Source organism: Halorubrum distributum JCM 13561 (assembly GCF_000337395.1).
GTDB lineage: Archaea > Halobacteriota > Halobacteria > Halobacteriales > Haloferacaceae > Halorubrum > Halorubrum distributum.
Window position 1 is genome coordinate 59,443 of the sequence record NZ_AOJF01000019.1, and the last position, 16,674, is coordinate 76,116.

Sequence of the window (16,674 nt, forward strand, 5' to 3'; positions counted from 1 at the left end):
CCCCTTGCTGCCGGGCGCCGAGAGATCCGACGATGGAGTTCGACCTCGACGACGCCGCGGATCCCGCGGCCCGGGCGATGGAGTGGCTCGTCCTCGGCGCGGCGTACTTCCTCCTCCTGCTCTTTCTCATCGGCGTGTTCGACCTGTTCGTGTCGCTGTACCGCCTCCTCGCCGCCGGTAACTTCACCGATCCGGCCGAGGTGGTCGAGCTGCTCGACAGCGTCCTCCTTCTCCTGATCATCGTCGAGGTCCACCGAACGCTCGTGGCGTACGCGCGCGGCAAGCCCGTCCTCCGGATCGTCGTGAGCGCCGCGATCATCGCCGTCTCCCGACGTGTGATCAGCTTCCGGCTGGAGGACTACGGCGGGGGCAACGAGGCGCTGCTCGCGGCCGCGGCGCTCGGCGTGTTGATCCTCACGCTCACGCTCGGGTACTTCATGCTGGACCGCGTGAACGTTCCGGGGCGGCTGGAGCTCTGACCGGAACACCGAGCCGCGCTCGACCTGCGATCCCGGTGGTTTCACGGTGGACGCGCACGTGTCGATCCCATGGAGCTGTTCTGGCACCGACGGGACCTCAGAGTCGCCGACAACGTCGGGCTCGCGGCCGCGACGGGGGCCGGAGACGACGCGGACCGCGGCCCCGCCGCGCCCGTCTTCGTCCTCGATCCGGACGTCCTCGACCACGCGAGCGACGTGCGGGTGCGCCGCCTGCTCGACGGGCTGGCCGCGCTCCGCGACGACTACCGCGAGCGCGGGAGCGACCTGCTCGTCGCGCGCGGCGACCCCGAGTCGGTCCTCCCCCGGCTCGCGGACGCGCTCGACGCCGAGCGCGTCGTCTGGAACCGCGACTACTCCGGACTCGCCCGCGAGCGAGACGCCGCCGTCAGGCGCGCGCTCGACGCGGTCGATGTGGCGCGCGAGGCGCACCACGACGCGGTCCTCCACGACCCCGACGCGATCCGGACGAACGCCGGCGACCCGTACTCCGTCTACAGCTACTACTGGAAGAAGTGGACCGACCGCGCGAAGGACGACCCGGCGCCGGCGCCGGCCGGCGAGGACCTCGTCGACGCCGACGGGCTCGCGGACGCGGTCGACGCGGTCGACTGGGGCGACGCGTCGGACGCGGTCGCCGACGGCGGGGACGCCGACGCCGGAAGCGTCACCGCCGACGCCGGTCCGAACGGCCTCGCAGTCGGCGACCTCCCGACGCCCGCAGACCTCGGTTTCGCGGAGCCTGACGCGGAGATCGGCCCCGCCGGGACCGCCGCGGCCCGCGAGCGCCTCGACGAGTTCCTCGACGAGGCGGTGTTCGCCTACGAGGCCGAGCGCGACTACCCCGCCGAGGAGGCGACCTCTCGACTGTCGGCCTTTTTGAAGTACGGCGAGATAGGCGTCCGGGAGGCGTACGCGGCCACGGAGGCGGCGATGGCCGAAGCGAAATCCGACGCGCGCCCCGACGACGCCCCCGAGCAGGTCGAGGAGTTCCAACAGCAGCTGGCGTGGCGGGAGTTCTACACGCAGGTCCTCTTCCACAACCCCGAGGTGGTGACGGCGAACTACAAGGCGTACGAGGAGGGGATCGAGTGGCGCGACGACCCCGAGGAGATAGCCGCCTGGAAGCGCGGCGAGACGGGGTACCCCATCGTCGACGCCGGGATGCGGCAGCTGCGCGAGGAGGCGTTCATGCACAACCGTGTGCGGATGATCGTCGCCTCGTTCCTCACGAAGGACCTCCTCGCCGACTGGCGGCACGGGTACGACCACTTCCGGGAGCACCTGGCCGACCACGACACCGCCAACGACAACGGCGGGTGGCAGTGGGCGGCCTCCACCGGGACCGACGCGCAGCCCTACTTCCGCATCTTCAACCCGATGACGCAGGGGGAGCGCTACGACCCCGACGCGGAGTATATAAAGAAATACGTGCCCGAGCTCCGGGGACTCGACGCCGACCTGATCCACGAGTGGCACGAGCTGTCGCCCACGCAGCGCGCGAACGCCGCGCCGGAGTACCCCGCGCCGATCGTCGACCACTCCGAACGGCGGGAGGAAGCGTTAGCGATGTACAAGCGAGCGCGCGGCGAAGACCCGGAGGAATGAGCCGGTGACGATGGATTCAGAGTCGCTGTGACGGCGACCACCGCCAAAGCCCGAGCCGTTCGCTTATAAACAGTCGATCCCGGATCGACGGCGAACATCATCAAAGCCCCAGCCGTTCGGTTATAAACAGTTGATTCCGGATCGACGGCGAACACCATCAAAGCCCCAGCCGTGAGGCGGCCGCACGCTCGCTGCGCGCTTCAGTCGCTCGCTTCGCTCGCTCCCTCCAGTGCTTACGTCGCCTGCGGCCGCCTCACGGCTGCCCCTTTGAGTCCCACCCCGAACCGCACCGCAGCCTCGAGCCTCCCCAGCCTCGTCGACCGCCCTCCGCGTTGCTCCGGGCGGTCGACTCCCTCGCACGCGCTCCTCGCGGCCTATCGGCCGCTCGCAGGCGCGCGCCACCGCACGGCGGTTCTTATTTAAAAAGGCGTCATTTAAAACAGCGCCTCGCTCTCGTTGAGGACGCGCGCCGGGCCGCCGACCTCCCAGACGTCCGTGTCGATGCCGATCTCGGCGATCCGGCTCTCGACCTCGTCGGCGTGGTCGGCGAGCGTGTTCACGTACACCGAGGCGCCCGTGTCCGTCGAGAAGTAGACGGGGACGCCCGACTCCCGGAGCTCGCGGACCGCGTTGAACACCGCGATCGTCTCGGGCTGCCAGTACACCCAGCCCGCGGGGCCGGTCATCGTCGTGGCCGTCAGCGACAGCGAGTCGTGCTCGGCGGTCTCGAAGATCCGGTCGAACTCGCCCGCGCGGAGGGCGTCGGTCATCTCGACCAGCTGGTCCTGGACGTGCGCGGTCCGCGCCTGCATCATGTGGCTGGCCGCGGCCTCGCGGTGCGCCTCCTCCGTCTCTTTATATGCCGGGACGTGCGCGGCGACGATCCGGAGGTCCTCCTCGGGGTCGAACCCGTCCTCGCTCACGCCGGTGTCGAGGCGGTAGGAGCGGCAGTCCTCGTCGTTGAGGCCGGCGTCGAGCCGCGAGTACGCGCCGGTGACCGAGCGCGCCGCCGAGGAGGAGCCGCGGCGGGCGACGGTGGAGACCTCCGGGAGCGACATATCGAGGCCGGCGGCCTCCACGAGGGCGAGCGCGGCCGCCGCGAACCCGGACGACGAGGAGCCGAAGCCGATGTTCGACGGGAAGGAGTTCTCGCTCTCCAGCCGCACCGCGGCGTCGACGCCGGCCAGCTCGCGGACGTGGTCGACGACCATGTCGATGCGCTCGGCCGCCCGCCCGTCCACTTCCTCGCCGCCGATGACGTAGGTGTCCTCGCTCGCGTCCGGCTGCCACTCGACGGTCGTCGTCGTCGCGGTCGGAGCGGTACAGAGGCTGATGCTGTCGTGGTACGGGAGCCGCAGTTCCTCGTCGCGCATCCCGTGGTACTTGACGAGCCCCTGGATCGGGTGGGCTCGCGCGGTGGCCTTGCCTGTCATACCTCGGGAAGCGTCCGGCGGGGGATTAGTCGTTGCGATAGGTGGGAAGGAGTGCGTGGTAGATACATAACGGGATCCCGTTGGCGCGTGCCGACGAGCGGCCGAAGGCCGCGAGGAGCACGCGCGAGGTCGCCGGCGCCACGCGCCGGCTGCCAGAGAATCTCCGATTCTCGCTGGAGTCAGTCGCCGGAGCGAAGCGGAGGCGACTGACAGGGCGAGAGCGAAGCTCNACGCGCCGGCTGCCAGAGAATCTCCGATTCTCGCTGGAGTCAGTCGCCGGAGCGAAGCGGAGGCGACTGACAGGGCGAGAGCGAAGCTCTCGCTTGCAGCCGGACGTAGTCCGGCGACGAGGCTGGGGTGGCGTGAGGCTGCGGTGCGGTTGCGGTCGGGTGGGACTCAAAGGGGCAGTCGCCGGCGGCGGAGCCGCCGGCTGCCCGTGGCGCGTAGCGCCAAGCTGCCGCGAGGGCGAAGCACACCGACGTAAGCACCGCAGCGAGCAACGCGAGCGAGGAGCGCAACGAGGTGCGCGAGCCCTCGCGGCTGGGGCTTTGGAGATGGTCACAGTCGATCTGCTATCGCTCATTTATAAGCGATCAGCAGGGCCATGACGGTGTCCGCCCACCTATTACCGGGATTATCAAATCGACATTAAATACCCCGACCACCGCCTTCGATTTACTCTTCCGACCCCGAGACGACGACGGAACGGAGGGAACCCTTTTTGACCGGTCGGCGGGTACTCGGCGCCATGACCGAGTACACCGTCGAGTTCGTCGGCACCGGCGAGACGATCGAGGTGGCCGACACGGAGACGATCCTCAGTTCCTGTTTCGACGAGGGGATCGCCCAGGAGTACTCCTGCCGCGTCGGGATGTGTCTCGCCTGCTCCGCCGAGATCGTCGAGGGCGAGGTGACCCAGCCCGCGGCCCGCGGCCTCACCGACGAGGAGGCCGAGGAGTTCGCGCTCACCTGTATGGCGCGCCCGCAGTCCGACCTGAAGCTCGACCGGGGGAAGTACCCGCCGAGCATCGAGGACGACGCGGCGACCGCCGCCGAGGACGGCGACGGCGCGGGCGGCGCGGACGGCGCGGCCGCGGACGACGACTGAAAAGAGAGGCCCCTTTTCAACGGCTCAGTACGGCACCGCGTACAGCGCGACCGCGAGGAACGGGATCAGCGCGATCAGCATCGCGATGGCGTAGCCGAACATCTCGCGCGCCCTGACGTTCGTGATCGCGAGCAGCGGGAGCGCCCAGAACGGGTTCAGCAGGTTCGTGTGCGCGTCGCCGACCGCGTACGCGATGGTGGCCTGTCCGTAGGGGACGCCGAGTTCCTGCGCGGCCTGAAGCACCGACGGGCCGACGACGAGCCACTCGCCGCCGCCCGAGGGGACGAACAGGTTCGCGACGGAGCCGACGACCCACGCGATAACGGGGTACGTCGCCGCCGTCGACACTTCGAGCAGCCCCTCGGCGAGCAGCAGCGCCAGCCCGGAGCTGGCCATGATCCCCTGAATGCCGGCGAAGAAGGGGAACAGCAGGACGATGCCGGCCGCCGCGCCGGCGGCGTCGTTGAAGCGGTCGCGGTAGTACGCCGGGCGCTGGTAGATGAGCAGGCCGGCGAAGAGGAAGCCGAAGTTGACGGCGTTCAGCGTGAACGCGCCGAGCCCCTGCCCGGCGAACTGGACCGCGAGGATGGCGACGCCCGACAGCGCGACCAGCCCGCCGATGATCCGGCTGTTGTTCAGCCGCTCTGCGGGGACGTCGGCGACCTCGGCCGGCGGCTCGTCCACCGGGTCGGCGGCGTCGGCGGCGTCGGTGCCGCCGTCGGTGGCCGCGTCGTCAGTTGCGCGGCCTCCGTCCGCCGCGGAGTCAAACAGGTCCGCCTCGTCGACGTACTCCGTGATCCCCTTCGCGCGGTCGCCCGACGGCGCGAGGACGTACAGCACGGCGCTCGCGAAGACGATGGAGAGCGCGGTGAGCGTGAGCGCGTACGGGTGGAAGATGGTCTCTGCGGCCGGCACGGTCGACGTCAGGAACTCGAACCCGGTCCCCTCGCCGATGTTGTTCGCGTCGGTCAGCTGGAGGGGCGCGGAGCCGGAGATGCCCCAGTGCCACGTCAGGCCGAGCCCCATGTAGCCGGCGACCGCGAGCAGCGGGTAGTGAATGTTGATGTCCTTCTTGTGAGCGATCTTCCCCATCTCGCGGGCGAAGATGGCGCCCATGATGAGGCTGAACCCCCAGTGGACCCACGCCAGCGACATCGAGATGAAGCCGACGAACGCGGCGGCCTGCGCGCCGGAGTTCGGCACCTCGGCGAGCCGCTGTAAGATCGCGTTCACCCGCGGGTGGTACGCGATGACGAACCCGGTCATCAGGATGAGCACCATCTGCATCGAGAACCCGAGGAACGCCCAGAAGCCGCCGTACCAGAACTCCAACAGTTCCACCGGCCCGGAGTCCGTGGCCACCAGCCCGGCCACGTAGACGATATACGTCAACAGGATGGCGAAGACGAACGGGCTCGGCATCCACCGTTCGACCACCTCCGACATTCGGAATCCGATACGTTCGATGACGCCTGCCCCGTCACTCGCTGACATACATCCCGTCTCCAGTATCCTACAGTATAAATAATGGGAAACGGTCCTATCGCGTGACACGTTCGCGTCCGGGGTAGCGGCGTCGCCCCGCGGACGCGCTGCCGTGCCCTACTCGACCCGCTCGAAGCGGTGACGCACCACGTCGGCGTCCTCGTCCCACTCGAAGCTGCCGCCGTGCGCGCGGACCATGCGCTCCTTGTACGCCTCCAGCGAGGGCGACCCCTCGCGCTTCGCGTCCTCGTCGGTCATGTCGCCGAGCGTGCGCTCGGTGACCTCGGTCAGTTCGAAGGCGACGCCCTCTATCTCGAACCTGTCGCCCTCGTTGCCGTACCGGTTCCCGCGGTGGAGCTGCGTCACCTCGCCGTCGAGGGCGGCCTGCTTTACGCGGTCGTTCGGAAGCAGGTCTGCCGGATCGTTCTCGGACATGTCCTACCGTTCGGCGCGGATCGGTTTATAAGCGCGGGCGAGCGTCGCCGGCCGCCGAGCGTGCGAACGGTCACCGCGTTCTGCGAATCTCGAAACCGCTGGTCGCGGGGATCCACACGGACGTGAACACCCGACTCGGCGGCCGAGCCGAGGGATTCAAGATACTGCCGGGTCCCATCTCAGACGATGCGACAGGACCACCTCATCACCGCGACCCAGCTCTCGCGGGATGACATCGAGGCCGTGCTCGACCGGGCCCGGGCGGTCGCCGACGACCCCGCCGCCTACGCGGACCGGCACGCCGGGCGCGTGCTCGCGCTCTGCTTCTTCGAGCCCAGCACGCGCACCCGGATGAGCTTCGACAGCGCGGCCAAGCGCCTCGGGATGAACACTATCGACATGGGCGACGTCGACTCCTCGTCGGTGTCGAAGGGGGAGTCGCTGTCGGACACCGTCCGCGTCATCGAGGGGTACGCCGACGCGCTCGTGCTCCGTCACCCCAGCGAGGGCGCCGCGACGCTGGCCGGCGAGCGCGTCGACGTCCCCGTGGTCAACGCGGGCGACGGCGCGGGGCAACACCCCTCCCAGACGCTGCTCGACCTCCACACGATCCGGGAGGACCACGGGCTCGACGACCTCACGATCGGGATCATGGGCGACCTGAAGTACGGGCGGACGGTCCACTCGCTGGCGGCCGCGCTGACGGAGTTCGACGCGAACCAGCACTTCATCAGCCCCGAGTCGCTGCGGCTCCCCCGCTCCGTGCGCTTCGACCTCCACGAGACGGGCGCGCAGATCCGCGAACACGAGGAGCTCGACCCGGTCCTCGACGAGCTCGACGTGCTGTACGTCACCCGGATCCAGAAGGAGCGGTTCCCCGACGAGAACGAGTACCACCGCGTCGCCGGCGAGTACCAGATCGACGCCGAGACGCTCGACGCCGCCGCCGACGACCTCACCGTGATGCACCCGCTCCCGCGCGTCGACGAAATCGCGCCCGACGTCGACGAGACCGAGCACGCGCGCTACTTCGAGCAGGCGCACAACGGGATCCCGGTGCGGATGGCGCTGCTCGACACCCTCTTGGAGAACGCGAATCCGGACGGCGACGAGGGGACGGAGGTGGACCGATGAGCGAACACGAACTGCGCGTCTCGAAGATCCGCGACGGCACCGTCATCGACCACGTCGAGGCGGGACAGGCGCTGAACGTCCTCGCCATCCTCGGGATCGACGGCTCCGAGGGGTTCGGCGTCTCGGTCGGGATGAACGTACCCTCCGACCGGCTCGGCCGCAAGGACATCGTGAAGGTCGAAGACCGGGAGCTGTCGCAGTCGGAGGTCGACGTGCTCTCGCTCATCGCGCCCGAGGCGACGATCAACATCGTCCGCGACTTCGAGGTGGTCGAGAAGAACCGCGTCACGCGTCCCGACGGCGTGACGGGCGTGCTCTCCTGTCCGAACCGCAACTGCATCACCAACGCCGACGAGCCGATCGAGACCCGCTTCGACGTCGTCGCCGACGGCGTCCGCTGCGACTACTGCTCGACGATCCTCCGGGCCGACATCGCCGACCACATCGACGTTTGAAGCGTCGGCTCGCGTTCGGTGTGGGATACCCTCACGACTCTCCCTCCGGTAGATTTTAGCGCCCGCCGCCCGACGCGTCGAGTATGAGCAAGAAAGCCAAGCTCGTCCTCGTGCTGTCGCTCGTCGCGCTCGCGTACTTCCTCTTCGCCGGCGACAAGCAGCCCGTCGAAGTCGAGTAACCGCGCGGCGCCGCGTTCGCGCCCTCCGCGAAGGGAATCACACGTCGAACCGAATCGCACGGGACCCGCATCGCGCGTCGACCGCGCCTGCGGCCGATCGCTGCGATACCGTCCGTTTTTACCGACCAGTCCCGTATCCGGCCCTATGTACGGGGTCGTCACGCGCAACGCCGACGAGGTCGTGATGGAGCCGTTCGACCTCGGCTTCTACGAGGTCAAAGACGTCACGGGGCGGGCGGCCGAGCCGCTGCCGAACGCCGTGAACATGGTGTCGTGTTTCGGCGACAACGCCGCCGCGAGCGAGAACGACGACCTCGTTCCCGTCGACGAGCGCGGCGAGCCGGCGACTCGCGACCGCGAGTACTTCGACTGGGCGTACATCTGCCCGACGCACCCGGAGTACCGCGAGGGCCTCTTCGAGATCATCGCGGACTGCGCGGCCGAGAACGGGGACGTCCGCCTCGACGATGTGGGGTTCCCCCGCGAGGGGTTCTGCCACTGCGACCGCTGCGAGCGCCTGTTCGCCGAGAGCGATCGCGACGACTTCGCCGACTGGCGCGCGGACGTGATCACCGAGTTCGTCGCCGAGGCGGCCGAGCTGGTTCCGGGACGCCTCCTGCTCACGCTGTACCCCGACCCCTACCCCGACCACCTCTACGAGCGCGCCGGCCTCGACCTCGATCGGCTCGCCGAGCACGTCGACGAGTTCGTCGTCCCGCTGTACGACACCGAGTACGCGACGACCTACTGGCTGGAGGCGATCGCTCGCGGGTTCCGCTCGCGGCTCGGCGGCGACTACGACCTCCACGGCGCGCCGCCGGAGACGCCGTTCTCGCTGGAGCTGTACGCGGTCGACGTCGACGTCGACGACCTGATCCACGCGACGGAGGTCGCCGAGACGTACGCGAAGGACGTGTTCTTCGGCTACGACGCGAACAACGCGGCCGCCGCGCTCCGCCGGAAGGACGCCGACTCGCGCGACGGCGAGGTCCACCGGCCGGACTGACGGACAGCAAGTCCACGCGGCGACGTGAACGAGGGTTTATATACGGCGGCGGCCGACACCTACTCGACCGGCCGCCGGCGTGCGACACACCGGTCGTCTCGCGTTCGCGTGAGGCGGCCGCCTTTCAACGTCCGCGCCGTAGCGGCGGTCACTCTACAGCGCTGAGCCGCAGGCTCGTCCGAGAGCAATCAGCTCGACCGGGCTCGCCCGAACTCATCTGTCGACCTCGCCCATGATCGTGTCCAGACTCCCCAGCGACGCGATCAGGTCGGGGATCGCCTCGCCCTCGGCCATCTCGGGGAGCGCTTGGAGGTTCGAGAACGACGGCCCGCGGATCTTGAACCGGGCGGGCTCGTCCGTCCCGTCGGCGCGGATGTAGATGCCGAGTTCCCCCTTCGCGGCCTCGACCGCGCGGTAGACCTCCGTGTCGTCGTCCGGGCGAATCGTTCGCGGCACGTTCGCTTGGACGGTCCGCTCGTCCTCGGGCCAGCCTTCGAGCAGGTCGACGCACTGCTCGATGATCTTCGCGGACTCCTCGACCTCGCGCATCCTGACGAGCAGCCGACTGTAGTTGTCGCAGCCGTCCTCGGTGACGACGTCCCAGTCGAGCTCGTCGTAGTAGCCGTACGGGTCGTCGCGGCGCAGGTCGTAGTCGACGCCCGACCCCCGGAGCACCGGACCGGTCGTCCCGTACTCCTTCGCGACCTCCGGCGGGAGGACACCGGTGTCGACCGTGCGGAGCTGTAGTATCTCGTTTCGGGTCAGGAGGTCGTGGTACTCCTCGATGCGCCGCGGGAGCCCGTCGAGATACTCGCGGACGCTCCGCAGGAACTCCTCCCGGGGCTCGGGGAGGTCCCACGCGACGCCGCCGAGCCGGAAGTAGTTGAACATCAGCCGCTGGCCGGTCAGGTCCTCGACGATGTCCTGGACGCGCTCGCGCTCTTGAATCGCGTACATGAACGTCGCCGTGAAGTCGCCGATCACGTCGAGCGCGTACGCCCCCATCGCCAGCATGTGCGAGAGGACCCGGCTGAACTCCGCGGCCATCGTCCGGATCACCTGCGCGTACTCGGGCACCTCGATGTCCGCGAGGTCCTCCGCGACGCGGGCGTACGCCCACTCGTTGAGCAGTCCGCCGCCGCCCCAGTCCCAGCGGTCCGGATACGGCATGATCTGGTGGCGGTACGTGCCGGACTGGGCCATCTGCTCCTCGCAGCGGTGGATGTAGCCGATGTCCGGCTCCACCCCGATCACCTGCTCCCCGTCGAGGGTCACCTGAAGGTGGAGGACGCCGTGGGTCGCCGGGTGGTGCGGCCCGATGTTGAGGAGCATGGTGTCGCTGCCGGTCGCGGTCGACGACCCGGGTTCGATCGGCTCGTTCTCGGAGAGGGCGGCGATCTGCGGCTGATCCTTATCGTAGTCCATCGACAGGGGGTGCCCCTGCCAGGTCTCGGGGAGCAGGATCCGCCGGAGGTCCGGGTGGTCGTCGTACTCGATCCCGACGAGGTCGTACGCCTCGCGCTCGTGCCAGTCCGCCGTTCGGAACACCGGTGCGGCCGACTCCGAGACGGGATCGCCCTTGTCGGCGGGGACGACGACGCTGACCGCACGCGTCGGGTCGTCGTACGAACGCAGGTGGTAGATCGACTCGTACCGCCCCTCGTACTCCTGTGCGGTGACGCAAGCGAGGTGGTCGTACCCCGCCTCGTCTCGCAGCGCGGTGAGCGCCTCCTGAACCGAGTCGGGACGGACTCGGGCGGCCGGGGCGTTCAGATGGTCCTCACGCGCCGTGACAAGCTCGCGGATCGACGAGAACGGATCGGCCGCCTTCTCGTCGTCGCGGTCGCGCAGCAGCTCCGTCGACATGGTCGAAGAGAGGCGGGCGCGCGACCCGAGGCTTCTGCCGGCTCAGTACGGGCATTTATAAGATCGCCGTCGTCACTGCTCGACGTGAAGTACCTGCGGCTCGAACTTCGGTATCCGCCCGATCTCATCCACCCGGTACACCGGCTCGTCGACGAGTCGGACGCCGTCGAGCGGGACGTGCTCCTCCACGGCAGCCTCTTCGACGAGACGGCCGATACGTTCCTGTTCTACGTCGAAGGGGATATCGACGTGTACGCCGAGGCGTTGCGGTCCGTCGACCGGATCCGGGAGTTCGAGGTCACCCGGATCGACGAGAGCGGGTACTACGTCTTCCTCACGCAGCGACGAGACGCCGTCGACGAGGCGATGTTCGAGTCGCTCCGACGGACCGGCGTCGTCGTCGTCCCGCCGATCGACTTCCGTCCCGACGGGGTCGCGCGCCTGACGGTGCTCGGGGAACACGGGCCGCTCCGGGACGCGCTCGCCGGGCTCCCGGAGCGAATCGACAGCGAGGTCCTCCGTATCGGCGAGTACGACTGGCGGCAGCACCTCTTCGACCCGGGCCTGACGGACCGGCAGTTCGACGCGCTCGCGGCCGCCGTCGACTGTGGGTACTACGAGTCCCCGCGGACGGCCTCCGTCGAGGAGGTCGCCGAGCGGATCGGCGCCGCCCCGAGCACCGCGTCCGAACACCTCCGGAAGGCCGAATCGGCGATGATGAAGGCGTTCATCGAACTCCGAGACGTGGCCTGACCGGGCGGGTAGACGAGACGCGTGACCGTCGACGCGGCCTGGGCGGGCGGACGACGGCGTCACGGACAGCGGGGTGGCCTCAGTGAACCGTCCGGTCGTCGCTCGCGTCGATCTCCTCGATCGGGTCGGCGTTGCCGAACTCGGGCTCGGGGCCGTCGCCCGGTTCCGCCCAGTCGACCGCGTTCCGCAGCACCTGCCGCACGTCCTCGTCGTAGTAGATCGGGTACGTCTCGTGGCCCGGGCGGAAGTAGAACACCTTCCCGCTCCCGCGGCGGTAACAGCAGCCGGAGCGGAACGTCTCGCCGCCCTCGAACCAGGAGGTGAAGACGAGCGTGTCGGGCGCCGGGACGTCGAAGCGCTCGCCGTACATCTCGGCCTCGTCCAGCTCGATCCGCTCGCCGATCCCGTCAGCGATCGGGTGGCTCGGCTCGATCGTCCAGAGGCGCTCGCGCTCGGCGGCCTCGCGCCACTTCAGCGAGCAGCTGGTGCCCATCAGCCGTTTAAATATCTTCGAGTAGTGCGCGGAGTGGAGGACGATGAGGCCGGTGCCGTCGAGGACGCGCTCGTGGACGCGGTCGACGACGGAGTCGCGCACCTCGTCGTGGGCCGCGTGGCCCCACCAGACGAGCACGTCCGTGTCGTCGAGGACCTCCTCGGTGAGCCCGTGCTCCGGCCCCTCGTCGAGCGTCGCCGTGCGGACCTCGTGGCCGCCCTCCGCCAGCGCGTCCGCGACGACGGCGTGGATCCCGTCGGGGTACACCTCTGCGACGACGTCGCTCTCGCGCTCGTGTCGGTACTCGTTCCAGACCGTGACGCGTGCCATACGTCGCGTGGACGCCGGACCGACTTGAGCGATTGGTCACCGCTCCGCCCGCGACGCGCGGACCCGAAGGCACTTGCCCCGCGCGGGAGACGGCCGCCCATGGCAGGTCCTCGGCAGCTGTACCGCCGGCTCGACGACTGGGCGCGCGGGCTCTCCCGGCTCAGATACGCCCTCCTCACCGGCGTGATAGTGACGGCGTCGGTCCTCGCGGTCGGCGTCCTCCTCGACGCGACCACGACGGTTCAGGCGGTCACGATGGGCGTCACGATGGCCGCGCTCTACTACGCGTTCGACGTGAACGCGGAAGACGGCTAGGCGGGAGTCGATTCAGGCCGTCGCTTCGATGTCCGCGAGCTGATCGGCCAAGTACTCCGCGATGGAGACGGGCTCCTCCTCGACGAACCGGGCGAGCTCCTCGCCGTCAGCGGACTCGACGACGACCGTCGGGATCAGTTCGATCCCGTACGCCTCGACCAGTTCGCCCTCCTTGCCGTCGGGCCCCTTCGTCACCGGGTACGCCTCGATCCGGTCGTCGGGGACGCCGGCGGCCGCGAGCGCGGCGCCGAACTCGGGGAGCTGGCGCTGGCAGTCGCCGCACCAGTCGCCGCCCCACACCTTGAATACGTAGTCGTCGGCTCCGAGCGCCGCGAGGACCGAGTCGTCGAACGCGTCCGCGTCGACGTCGGCGGCGGGCGCGAGGGTTTCGAGCGTCATGGGACTGCGTAGGTCGTCGAGGCACCTAAACGGCGCGTCGGTGGCAATACCGGGTATCGGTCGTTGACGGGACGATGACCTCGATTTTCCGGCGGCACGTCGGTGTGATTGGCCCTCTTAGGCGAATCGTCACGAACGCTTCCGAAGCCCCAGGCGCGAGGACTCGGTGGCCTCGCTGCGCGCCTCAGTCGCTCGTTTCACTCGCTCCTTGCGGTGCTTACTTCGGCCGCCGTCGCCCTCGCGCCTGCCCCTTCGAGTCCCGCCCCACACAGCACCGCAACCGCACCTCACGCCTCCCCAGCCTCGTCGGGCGCGTCCTGCGGGCTCCCTCTGGTCGCCCTCGGAGCGCCCGACTCCCTCGCGCGTGCGACTCGCGCCCTCCGGGCGCTCGTCGGCACGCGCCACCGCGTCGGCTCCGCGATGTCGGCCGTCTATTTATAAATGGAATCGGCCGACACACGGCGATTTATAACTATAATCGGTCGTCGCGGCCGACATCGATTGCCGGAGTCCGCGGGGCCTTTGAGTCGCGACCGCCTCCGTTCGGGTAATGGACGACGACATCCTGTCGACGCTCGGCTCGCCGCTGGTGCGGGTCGACGCGCCCGCGGGAACGACGGTGGCGGCGAAGGTCGAGTCCCGCAACCCGGGCGGCTCGGCGAAGGACCGCCCCGCGCTGTACATGGTCGAGGCGGCGGAGGAGGCGGGCGAGATCGAGCCGGGCGACCGCATCGTCGAGCCGACCTCGGGCAACACCGGGATCGGGCTGGCGATGGTCGGCGCCGCGCGCGGCTACGACGTGACCCTCGTCATCCCCGAGGGGAAGTCGATCGAGCGCCGCCGCCTGATGAAGGCGTACGGCGCGACCGTCGAGCTCGTCGACGGCGACATCTCGGCCGCGAAGGAGCGCGCGGACGAGCTGGAGGCGGAGCCGAACACCGTCCAGCTCCGCCAGTTCGACAACCCCGCGAACCCCCGCGCCCACTACGAGACGACGGGGCCCGAAGTTCTCGACCAGGTCGGCGACCGGACCGTCGACGCCCTCGTCGCCGGCGTCGGCACCGGCGGCACGCTCTCCGGGATCGGTCGCCGACTGCGCGAGGCGTTCCCGGACGTCCGGATCGACGCCGTCGAACCCGCGGACAACGCCGTCCTCTCGGGCGAGGAGCCGAGCGTCGACGACTTCCAGGGGATGGGGCCGGGGTTCGTCTCGCCGAACCTCGACGTCGACCTGATCGACGAGGTCCACACCGTCGAGCTCGAGGCCGCCGAGGCGGAGTGCCGCCGACTCGCCCGCGAGGAGGGAATCTTGGTCGGCCAGTCGTCGGGCGCCTCGAACCTCGCCGCGAAGGACGTGGCGGCCGAGCTCCGCGACAGCGGCGCGTTCGCCGGAGAGGAGCCCCTCGTCGTCACCGTCTTCTGGGACAGCGGAGAGCGCTACCTGACGGCGGGCACCTTCGACGGACCGGACGAGGCGTGAACGCCGCGCTCCGCCGCCACCCGGGAGTTGATTAGCGTCCGGCGCGCAGATCGCACGATGAACACGCGCGCAGAATCGGCCCCGCCGGACGAGGGGACGGGGGACCGGTCGGACCCCTCGGACCGCCGCTTCGACGGGCCGTGGCTCGCCGCGCTCGCGGCGACAGTCGGAACGTGGACGCTGCTGTACGCTCTCGACTGGGCGTTTCTGACGCCCGAGACGGCGCTCGGTGCGGCCGTCGGCTTCGCGCACGGCTACCTGCTCGCGCCGCTGGCGACCGCGACCATCCTGCTCGACGCGCTCTCGCTCGCCGAGCGGCGCGTCGTCGACCTCGGGGTTTTTAAATGGCTCTACGCGTTCGCCGCGCTCCCCGCGCCGCCGGTCGCCGCCGTCTACTACGCACACCGCGAGTGGCTGAAACCCGACGACGCGGCCCTCCTCGGGGGCCCGTGATGCCGCCCGGCGAACCCTCCGGTGGGTCCGCGGACGACGCCGGCTCGGCGACCGGCGCGGGGACCGAGCCCACGACCGGCGCGGTCGACGCGCTCGTCACGGCTCCCGAGAGCGGCGCGCCCCCCGTCCGCCGCGACGCGGTCGAGATCCGCCCCGACGGCGTCGCGGGCGACCGCTACCGCAGCGGCGACGGCCACTTCCAGCTCGACGCCTGCGCGGTCACCCTCGTTGCGGCGGAGGCGCTCGCCGCCGTCCGCGAGGAGACCGGCATCGACGTGCGCGACGGCCGTCACCGCCGGAACGTCGTCGTCGACGGGTTCGGCGCCGAGATGGACGCGCTCCTCGACGCGACCGTCGCGGTCGGCGACGCCCTCCTGCGACCGACTCGCCGGCGCCCTCCCTGCGCCCACGTCGAGGAGCTCGCCGGCGAGGCCGGGCTCGCGTCGGCGCTCCGCAACCGCGGCGGCCTCTGCTGTGACGTGGTCGAGCCCGGCCGCGTCGCCGTCGGTGACGCGGTGCGGATCCGCGAGGCCGACCCGCGGACCGCCGGCGCGGCCATCGCGGAGCGGCTCGCGGACCGGGAGTGAACCGCGGACCGGGGGAAACCCCCCGACCGCTCGCCGGGAGAGGACGGTTTATACGGGTCGCACGAGAGGACCCAGACGAGACGTGAACCGCGCAGTCGACGCCACGAACGCTCGGACGTCCGCGCCCGGGAGGCGACCGGATCCGGCTCCGCGGAGGCGGCGGTCGGCGTGAACTGGCGCTACCGGCACACGGTGTTGACGCTGTGCATGCTCGCCTTCTTCGTGACGTACTTCGCCCGGCTGGCGATCAGCCCGGTCGTCCCCCTGATCATCGACGACTTCGCGGTGTCGAACACCGCGGTCGGCGTCGCGCTCTCCGGCATGTGGTTCGCCTACGGGCTCTCCCAGTTCCCGAGCGGGATCCTCGCCGACCGGTTCGGCGAGCGCCGCGTGATCCTCGTCGCTGTCGGCGGGACGACCGCGATGAGCCTCCTGCTCGCCGTCGTGCCGGTCTTCCCCGCGTTCGTGTTGGCGGCGGTGCTTCTCGGGCTCGCGGCGGGGCTCCACTACGCGGTGGCGACCACGCTGCTCTCGCGGACGTTCGACGACCTCGGTACCGCGGTCGGGATCCACTCGCTGGGCGGGCCGCTCGCCGGGCTCGTCGCGCCGGTCGCCGCGACCTGGGTCGGCTCTGTCTCTTATACACATCTCTGAGCGG

General features: G+C 69.9%; 17 protein-coding genes and 1 pseudogene. 12 read left to right on the forward strand and 6 right to left on the reverse strand.

The genetic code is table 11. The annotated features are described in order from the left end of the window. Positions 1-32: 32 nt before the first annotated feature. Positions 33-479: a phosphate-starvation-inducible PsiE family protein gene (locus C470_RS01050; protein WP_008364599.1), complete on the forward strand. Its 447-nt coding sequence runs from the start codon at positions 33-35 to the stop codon at positions 477-479. A 69-nt stretch (positions 480-548) separates the two neighbouring features. Then, the gene (locus C470_RS01055; protein WP_008364601.1) at positions 549-2,105 is read left to right on the forward strand and encodes a cryptochrome/photolyase family protein; all 1,557 of its coding nucleotides are present in this window, start codon (positions 549-551) and stop codon (positions 2,103-2,105) included. 434 nt (positions 2,106-2,539) lie between these two features. Here C470_RS01055 and mvaD read toward each other — a convergent pair whose 3' ends face one another. Further along, the gene (mvaD, locus tag C470_RS01060) at positions 2,540-3,538 is read right to left on the reverse strand and encodes a phosphomevalonate decarboxylase MvaD (RefSeq protein WP_008364603.1); all 999 of its coding nucleotides are present in this window, start codon (positions 3,536-3,538) and stop codon (positions 2,540-2,542) included. A 748-nt stretch (positions 3,539-4,286) separates the two neighbouring features. Here mvaD and C470_RS01065 point away from each other — a divergent pair. Further along, positions 4,287-4,646, forward strand: coding sequence for a 2Fe-2S iron-sulfur cluster-binding protein (locus tag C470_RS01065; protein WP_004595632.1), 360 nt, complete (start codon positions 4,287-4,289; stop codon positions 4,644-4,646). 24 nt (positions 4,647-4,670) lie between these two features. Here C470_RS01065 and C470_RS01070 read toward each other — a convergent pair whose 3' ends face one another. Both C470_RS01070 and C470_RS01075 read right to left on the reverse strand, forming a co-directional pair. Next, positions 4,671-6,140, reverse strand: a complete 1,470-nt coding sequence (locus C470_RS01070; protein ID WP_082226632.1) for a short-chain fatty acid transporter — start codon at positions 6,138-6,140, stop codon at positions 4,671-4,673. Positions 6,141-6,248: 108 nt separating this feature from the next. Continuing rightward, entirely contained in the window at positions 6,249-6,566 is a 318-nt protein-coding gene (locus C470_RS01075; protein WP_004595634.1) for an ASCH domain-containing protein, read from the reverse strand. 186 nt (positions 6,567-6,752) lie between these two features. Here C470_RS01075 and pyrB point away from each other — a divergent pair, with 186 nt between their 5' ends. The 3 genes from pyrB to C470_RS01090 all read left to right on the forward strand — a co-directional run bounded on the left by pyrB (position 6,753) and on the right by C470_RS01090 (position 9,340). Beyond that, positions 6,753-7,700, forward strand: coding sequence for an aspartate carbamoyltransferase (gene pyrB, locus C470_RS01080; RefSeq protein WP_007344715.1), 948 nt, complete (start codon positions 6,753-6,755; stop codon positions 7,698-7,700). Then, positions 7,697-8,155 (forward strand): aspartate carbamoyltransferase regulatory subunit, encoded by a 459-nt coding sequence (gene pyrI, locus C470_RS01085; protein WP_004595636.1) that lies wholly within the window; start codon positions 7,697-7,699, stop codon positions 8,153-8,155. The genes pyrB and pyrI overlap by 4 nt, the downstream gene beginning before the upstream one ends. 324 nt (positions 8,156-8,479) lie before the next feature. Continuing rightward, a complete protein-coding gene (locus tag C470_RS01090) occupies positions 8,480-9,340 on the forward strand; it encodes a hypothetical protein (protein ID WP_008364608.1) in 861 nt (286 codons plus the stop codon). A gap of 213 nt (positions 9,341-9,553) precedes the next feature. On the opposite strand, the gene C470_RS01095 is transcribed toward C470_RS01090, so the two are convergent. Next, on the reverse strand, positions 9,554-11,206 hold the full coding sequence (locus tag C470_RS01095; protein ID WP_008364609.1) for an NADH-quinone oxidoreductase subunit D: 1,653 nt from the start codon (positions 11,204-11,206) through the stop codon (positions 9,554-9,556). A gap of 84 nt (positions 11,207-11,290) precedes the next feature. Between C470_RS01095 and C470_RS01100 the strand changes: the two genes are divergently transcribed. After that, on the forward strand, positions 11,291-11,959 hold the full coding sequence (locus C470_RS01100; protein ID WP_007344718.1) for a helix-turn-helix domain-containing protein: 669 nt from the start codon (positions 11,291-11,293) through the stop codon (positions 11,957-11,959). A gap of 79 nt (positions 11,960-12,038) precedes the next feature. Here C470_RS01100 and C470_RS01105 read toward each other — a convergent pair whose 3' ends face one another. Further along, entirely contained in the window at positions 12,039-12,782 is a 744-nt protein-coding gene (locus tag C470_RS01105) for a ThuA domain-containing protein (protein ID WP_008364612.1), read from the reverse strand. Positions 12,783-12,881: 99 nt separating this feature from the next. Here C470_RS01105 and C470_RS01110 point away from each other — a divergent pair, with 99 nt between their 5' ends. Continuing rightward, a complete protein-coding gene (locus C470_RS01110) occupies positions 12,882-13,097 on the forward strand; it encodes a hypothetical protein (protein WP_008364614.1) in 216 nt (71 codons plus the stop codon). Between the two features lie 12 nt (positions 13,098-13,109). Here the strand turns inward: C470_RS01110 and C470_RS01115 are convergent, their stop codons facing one another. Next, the gene (locus C470_RS01115; RefSeq protein ID WP_008364616.1) at positions 13,110-13,496 is read right to left on the reverse strand and encodes a TlpA family protein disulfide reductase; all 387 of its coding nucleotides are present in this window, start codon (positions 13,494-13,496) and stop codon (positions 13,110-13,112) included. 550 nt (positions 13,497-14,046) lie between these two features. Between C470_RS01115 and C470_RS01120 the strand changes: the two genes are divergently transcribed. The 4 genes and pseudogenes from C470_RS01120 to C470_RS01135 all read left to right on the forward strand — a co-directional run. After that, positions 14,047-14,976, forward strand: coding sequence for a PLP-dependent cysteine synthase family protein (locus tag C470_RS01120; protein ID WP_008364617.1), 930 nt, complete (start codon positions 14,047-14,049; stop codon positions 14,974-14,976). Positions 14,977-15,033: 57 nt separating this feature from the next. Then, the gene (locus C470_RS01125) at positions 15,034-15,429 is read left to right on the forward strand and encodes a hypothetical protein (protein ID WP_007344722.1); all 396 of its coding nucleotides are present in this window, start codon (positions 15,034-15,036) and stop codon (positions 15,427-15,429) included. Beyond that, complete coding sequence (locus tag C470_RS01130; RefSeq protein ID WP_004595647.1) at positions 15,429-16,016, forward strand: MOSC domain-containing protein; 588 nt, start codon at positions 15,429-15,431, stop codon at positions 16,014-16,016. The genes C470_RS01125 and C470_RS01130 overlap by 1 nt, the downstream gene beginning before the upstream one ends. A 168-nt stretch (positions 16,017-16,184) precedes the next feature. Further along, positions 16,185-16,646 (forward strand): annotated as a pseudogene (locus C470_RS01135) (MFS transporter); the annotation flags it as partial. Between the last annotated feature and the right edge of the window lie 28 nt (positions 16,647-16,674).

Excerpts from the sequence above, each read along its gene's own strand:
- C470_RS01065 (WP_004595632.1), top strand. The coding sequence starts at position 4,287 with ATGACCGAGTACACCGTCGAGTTCGTCGGCACCGGCGAGACGATCGAG.
- C470_RS01090 (WP_008364608.1), top strand. The coding sequence starts at position 8,480 with ATGTACGGGGTCGTCACGCGCAACGCCGACGAGGTCGTGATGGAGCCG.
- C470_RS01070 (WP_082226632.1), bottom strand. The coding sequence starts at position 6,140 with ATGTCAGCGAGTGACGGGGCAGGCGTCATCGAACGTATCGGATTCCGA.
- pyrB (WP_007344715.1), top strand. The coding sequence starts at position 6,753 with ATGCGACAGGACCACCTCATCACCGCGACCCAGCTCTCGCGGGATGAC.
- C470_RS01125 (WP_007344722.1), top strand. The coding sequence starts at position 15,034 with ATGAACACGCGCGCAGAATCGGCCCCGCCGGACGAGGGGACGGGGGAC.
- C470_RS01130 (WP_004595647.1), top strand. The coding sequence starts at position 15,429 with ATGCCGCCCGGCGAACCCTCCGGTGGGTCCGCGGACGACGCCGGCTCG.
- mvaD (WP_008364603.1), bottom strand. The coding sequence starts at position 3,538 with ATGACAGGCAAGGCCACCGCGCGAGCCCACCCGATCCAGGGGCTCGTC.
- C470_RS01055 (WP_008364601.1), top strand. The coding sequence starts at position 549 with ATGGAGCTGTTCTGGCACCGACGGGACCTCAGAGTCGCCGACAACGTC.
- C470_RS01095 (WP_008364609.1), bottom strand. The coding sequence starts at position 11,206 with ATGTCGACGGAGCTGCTGCGCGACCGCGACGACGAGAAGGCGGCCGAT.
- C470_RS01115 (WP_008364616.1), bottom strand. The coding sequence starts at position 13,496 with ATGACGCTCGAAACCCTCGCGCCCGCCGCCGACGTCGACGCGGACGCG.
- C470_RS01120 (WP_008364617.1), top strand. The coding sequence starts at position 14,047 with ATGGACGACGACATCCTGTCGACGCTCGGCTCGCCGCTGGTGCGGGTC.
- C470_RS01050 (WP_008364599.1), top strand. The coding sequence starts at position 33 with ATGGAGTTCGACCTCGACGACGCCGCGGATCCCGCGGCCCGGGCGATG.
- pyrI (WP_004595636.1), top strand. The coding sequence starts at position 7,697 with ATGAGCGAACACGAACTGCGCGTCTCGAAGATCCGCGACGGCACCGTC.
- C470_RS01110 (WP_008364614.1), top strand. The coding sequence starts at position 12,882 with ATGGCAGGTCCTCGGCAGCTGTACCGCCGGCTCGACGACTGGGCGCGC.
- C470_RS01105 (WP_008364612.1), bottom strand. The coding sequence starts at position 12,782 with ATGGCACGCGTCACGGTCTGGAACGAGTACCGACACGAGCGCGAGAGC.
- C470_RS01075 (WP_004595634.1), bottom strand. The coding sequence starts at position 6,566 with ATGTCCGAGAACGATCCGGCAGACCTGCTTCCGAACGACCGCGTAAAG.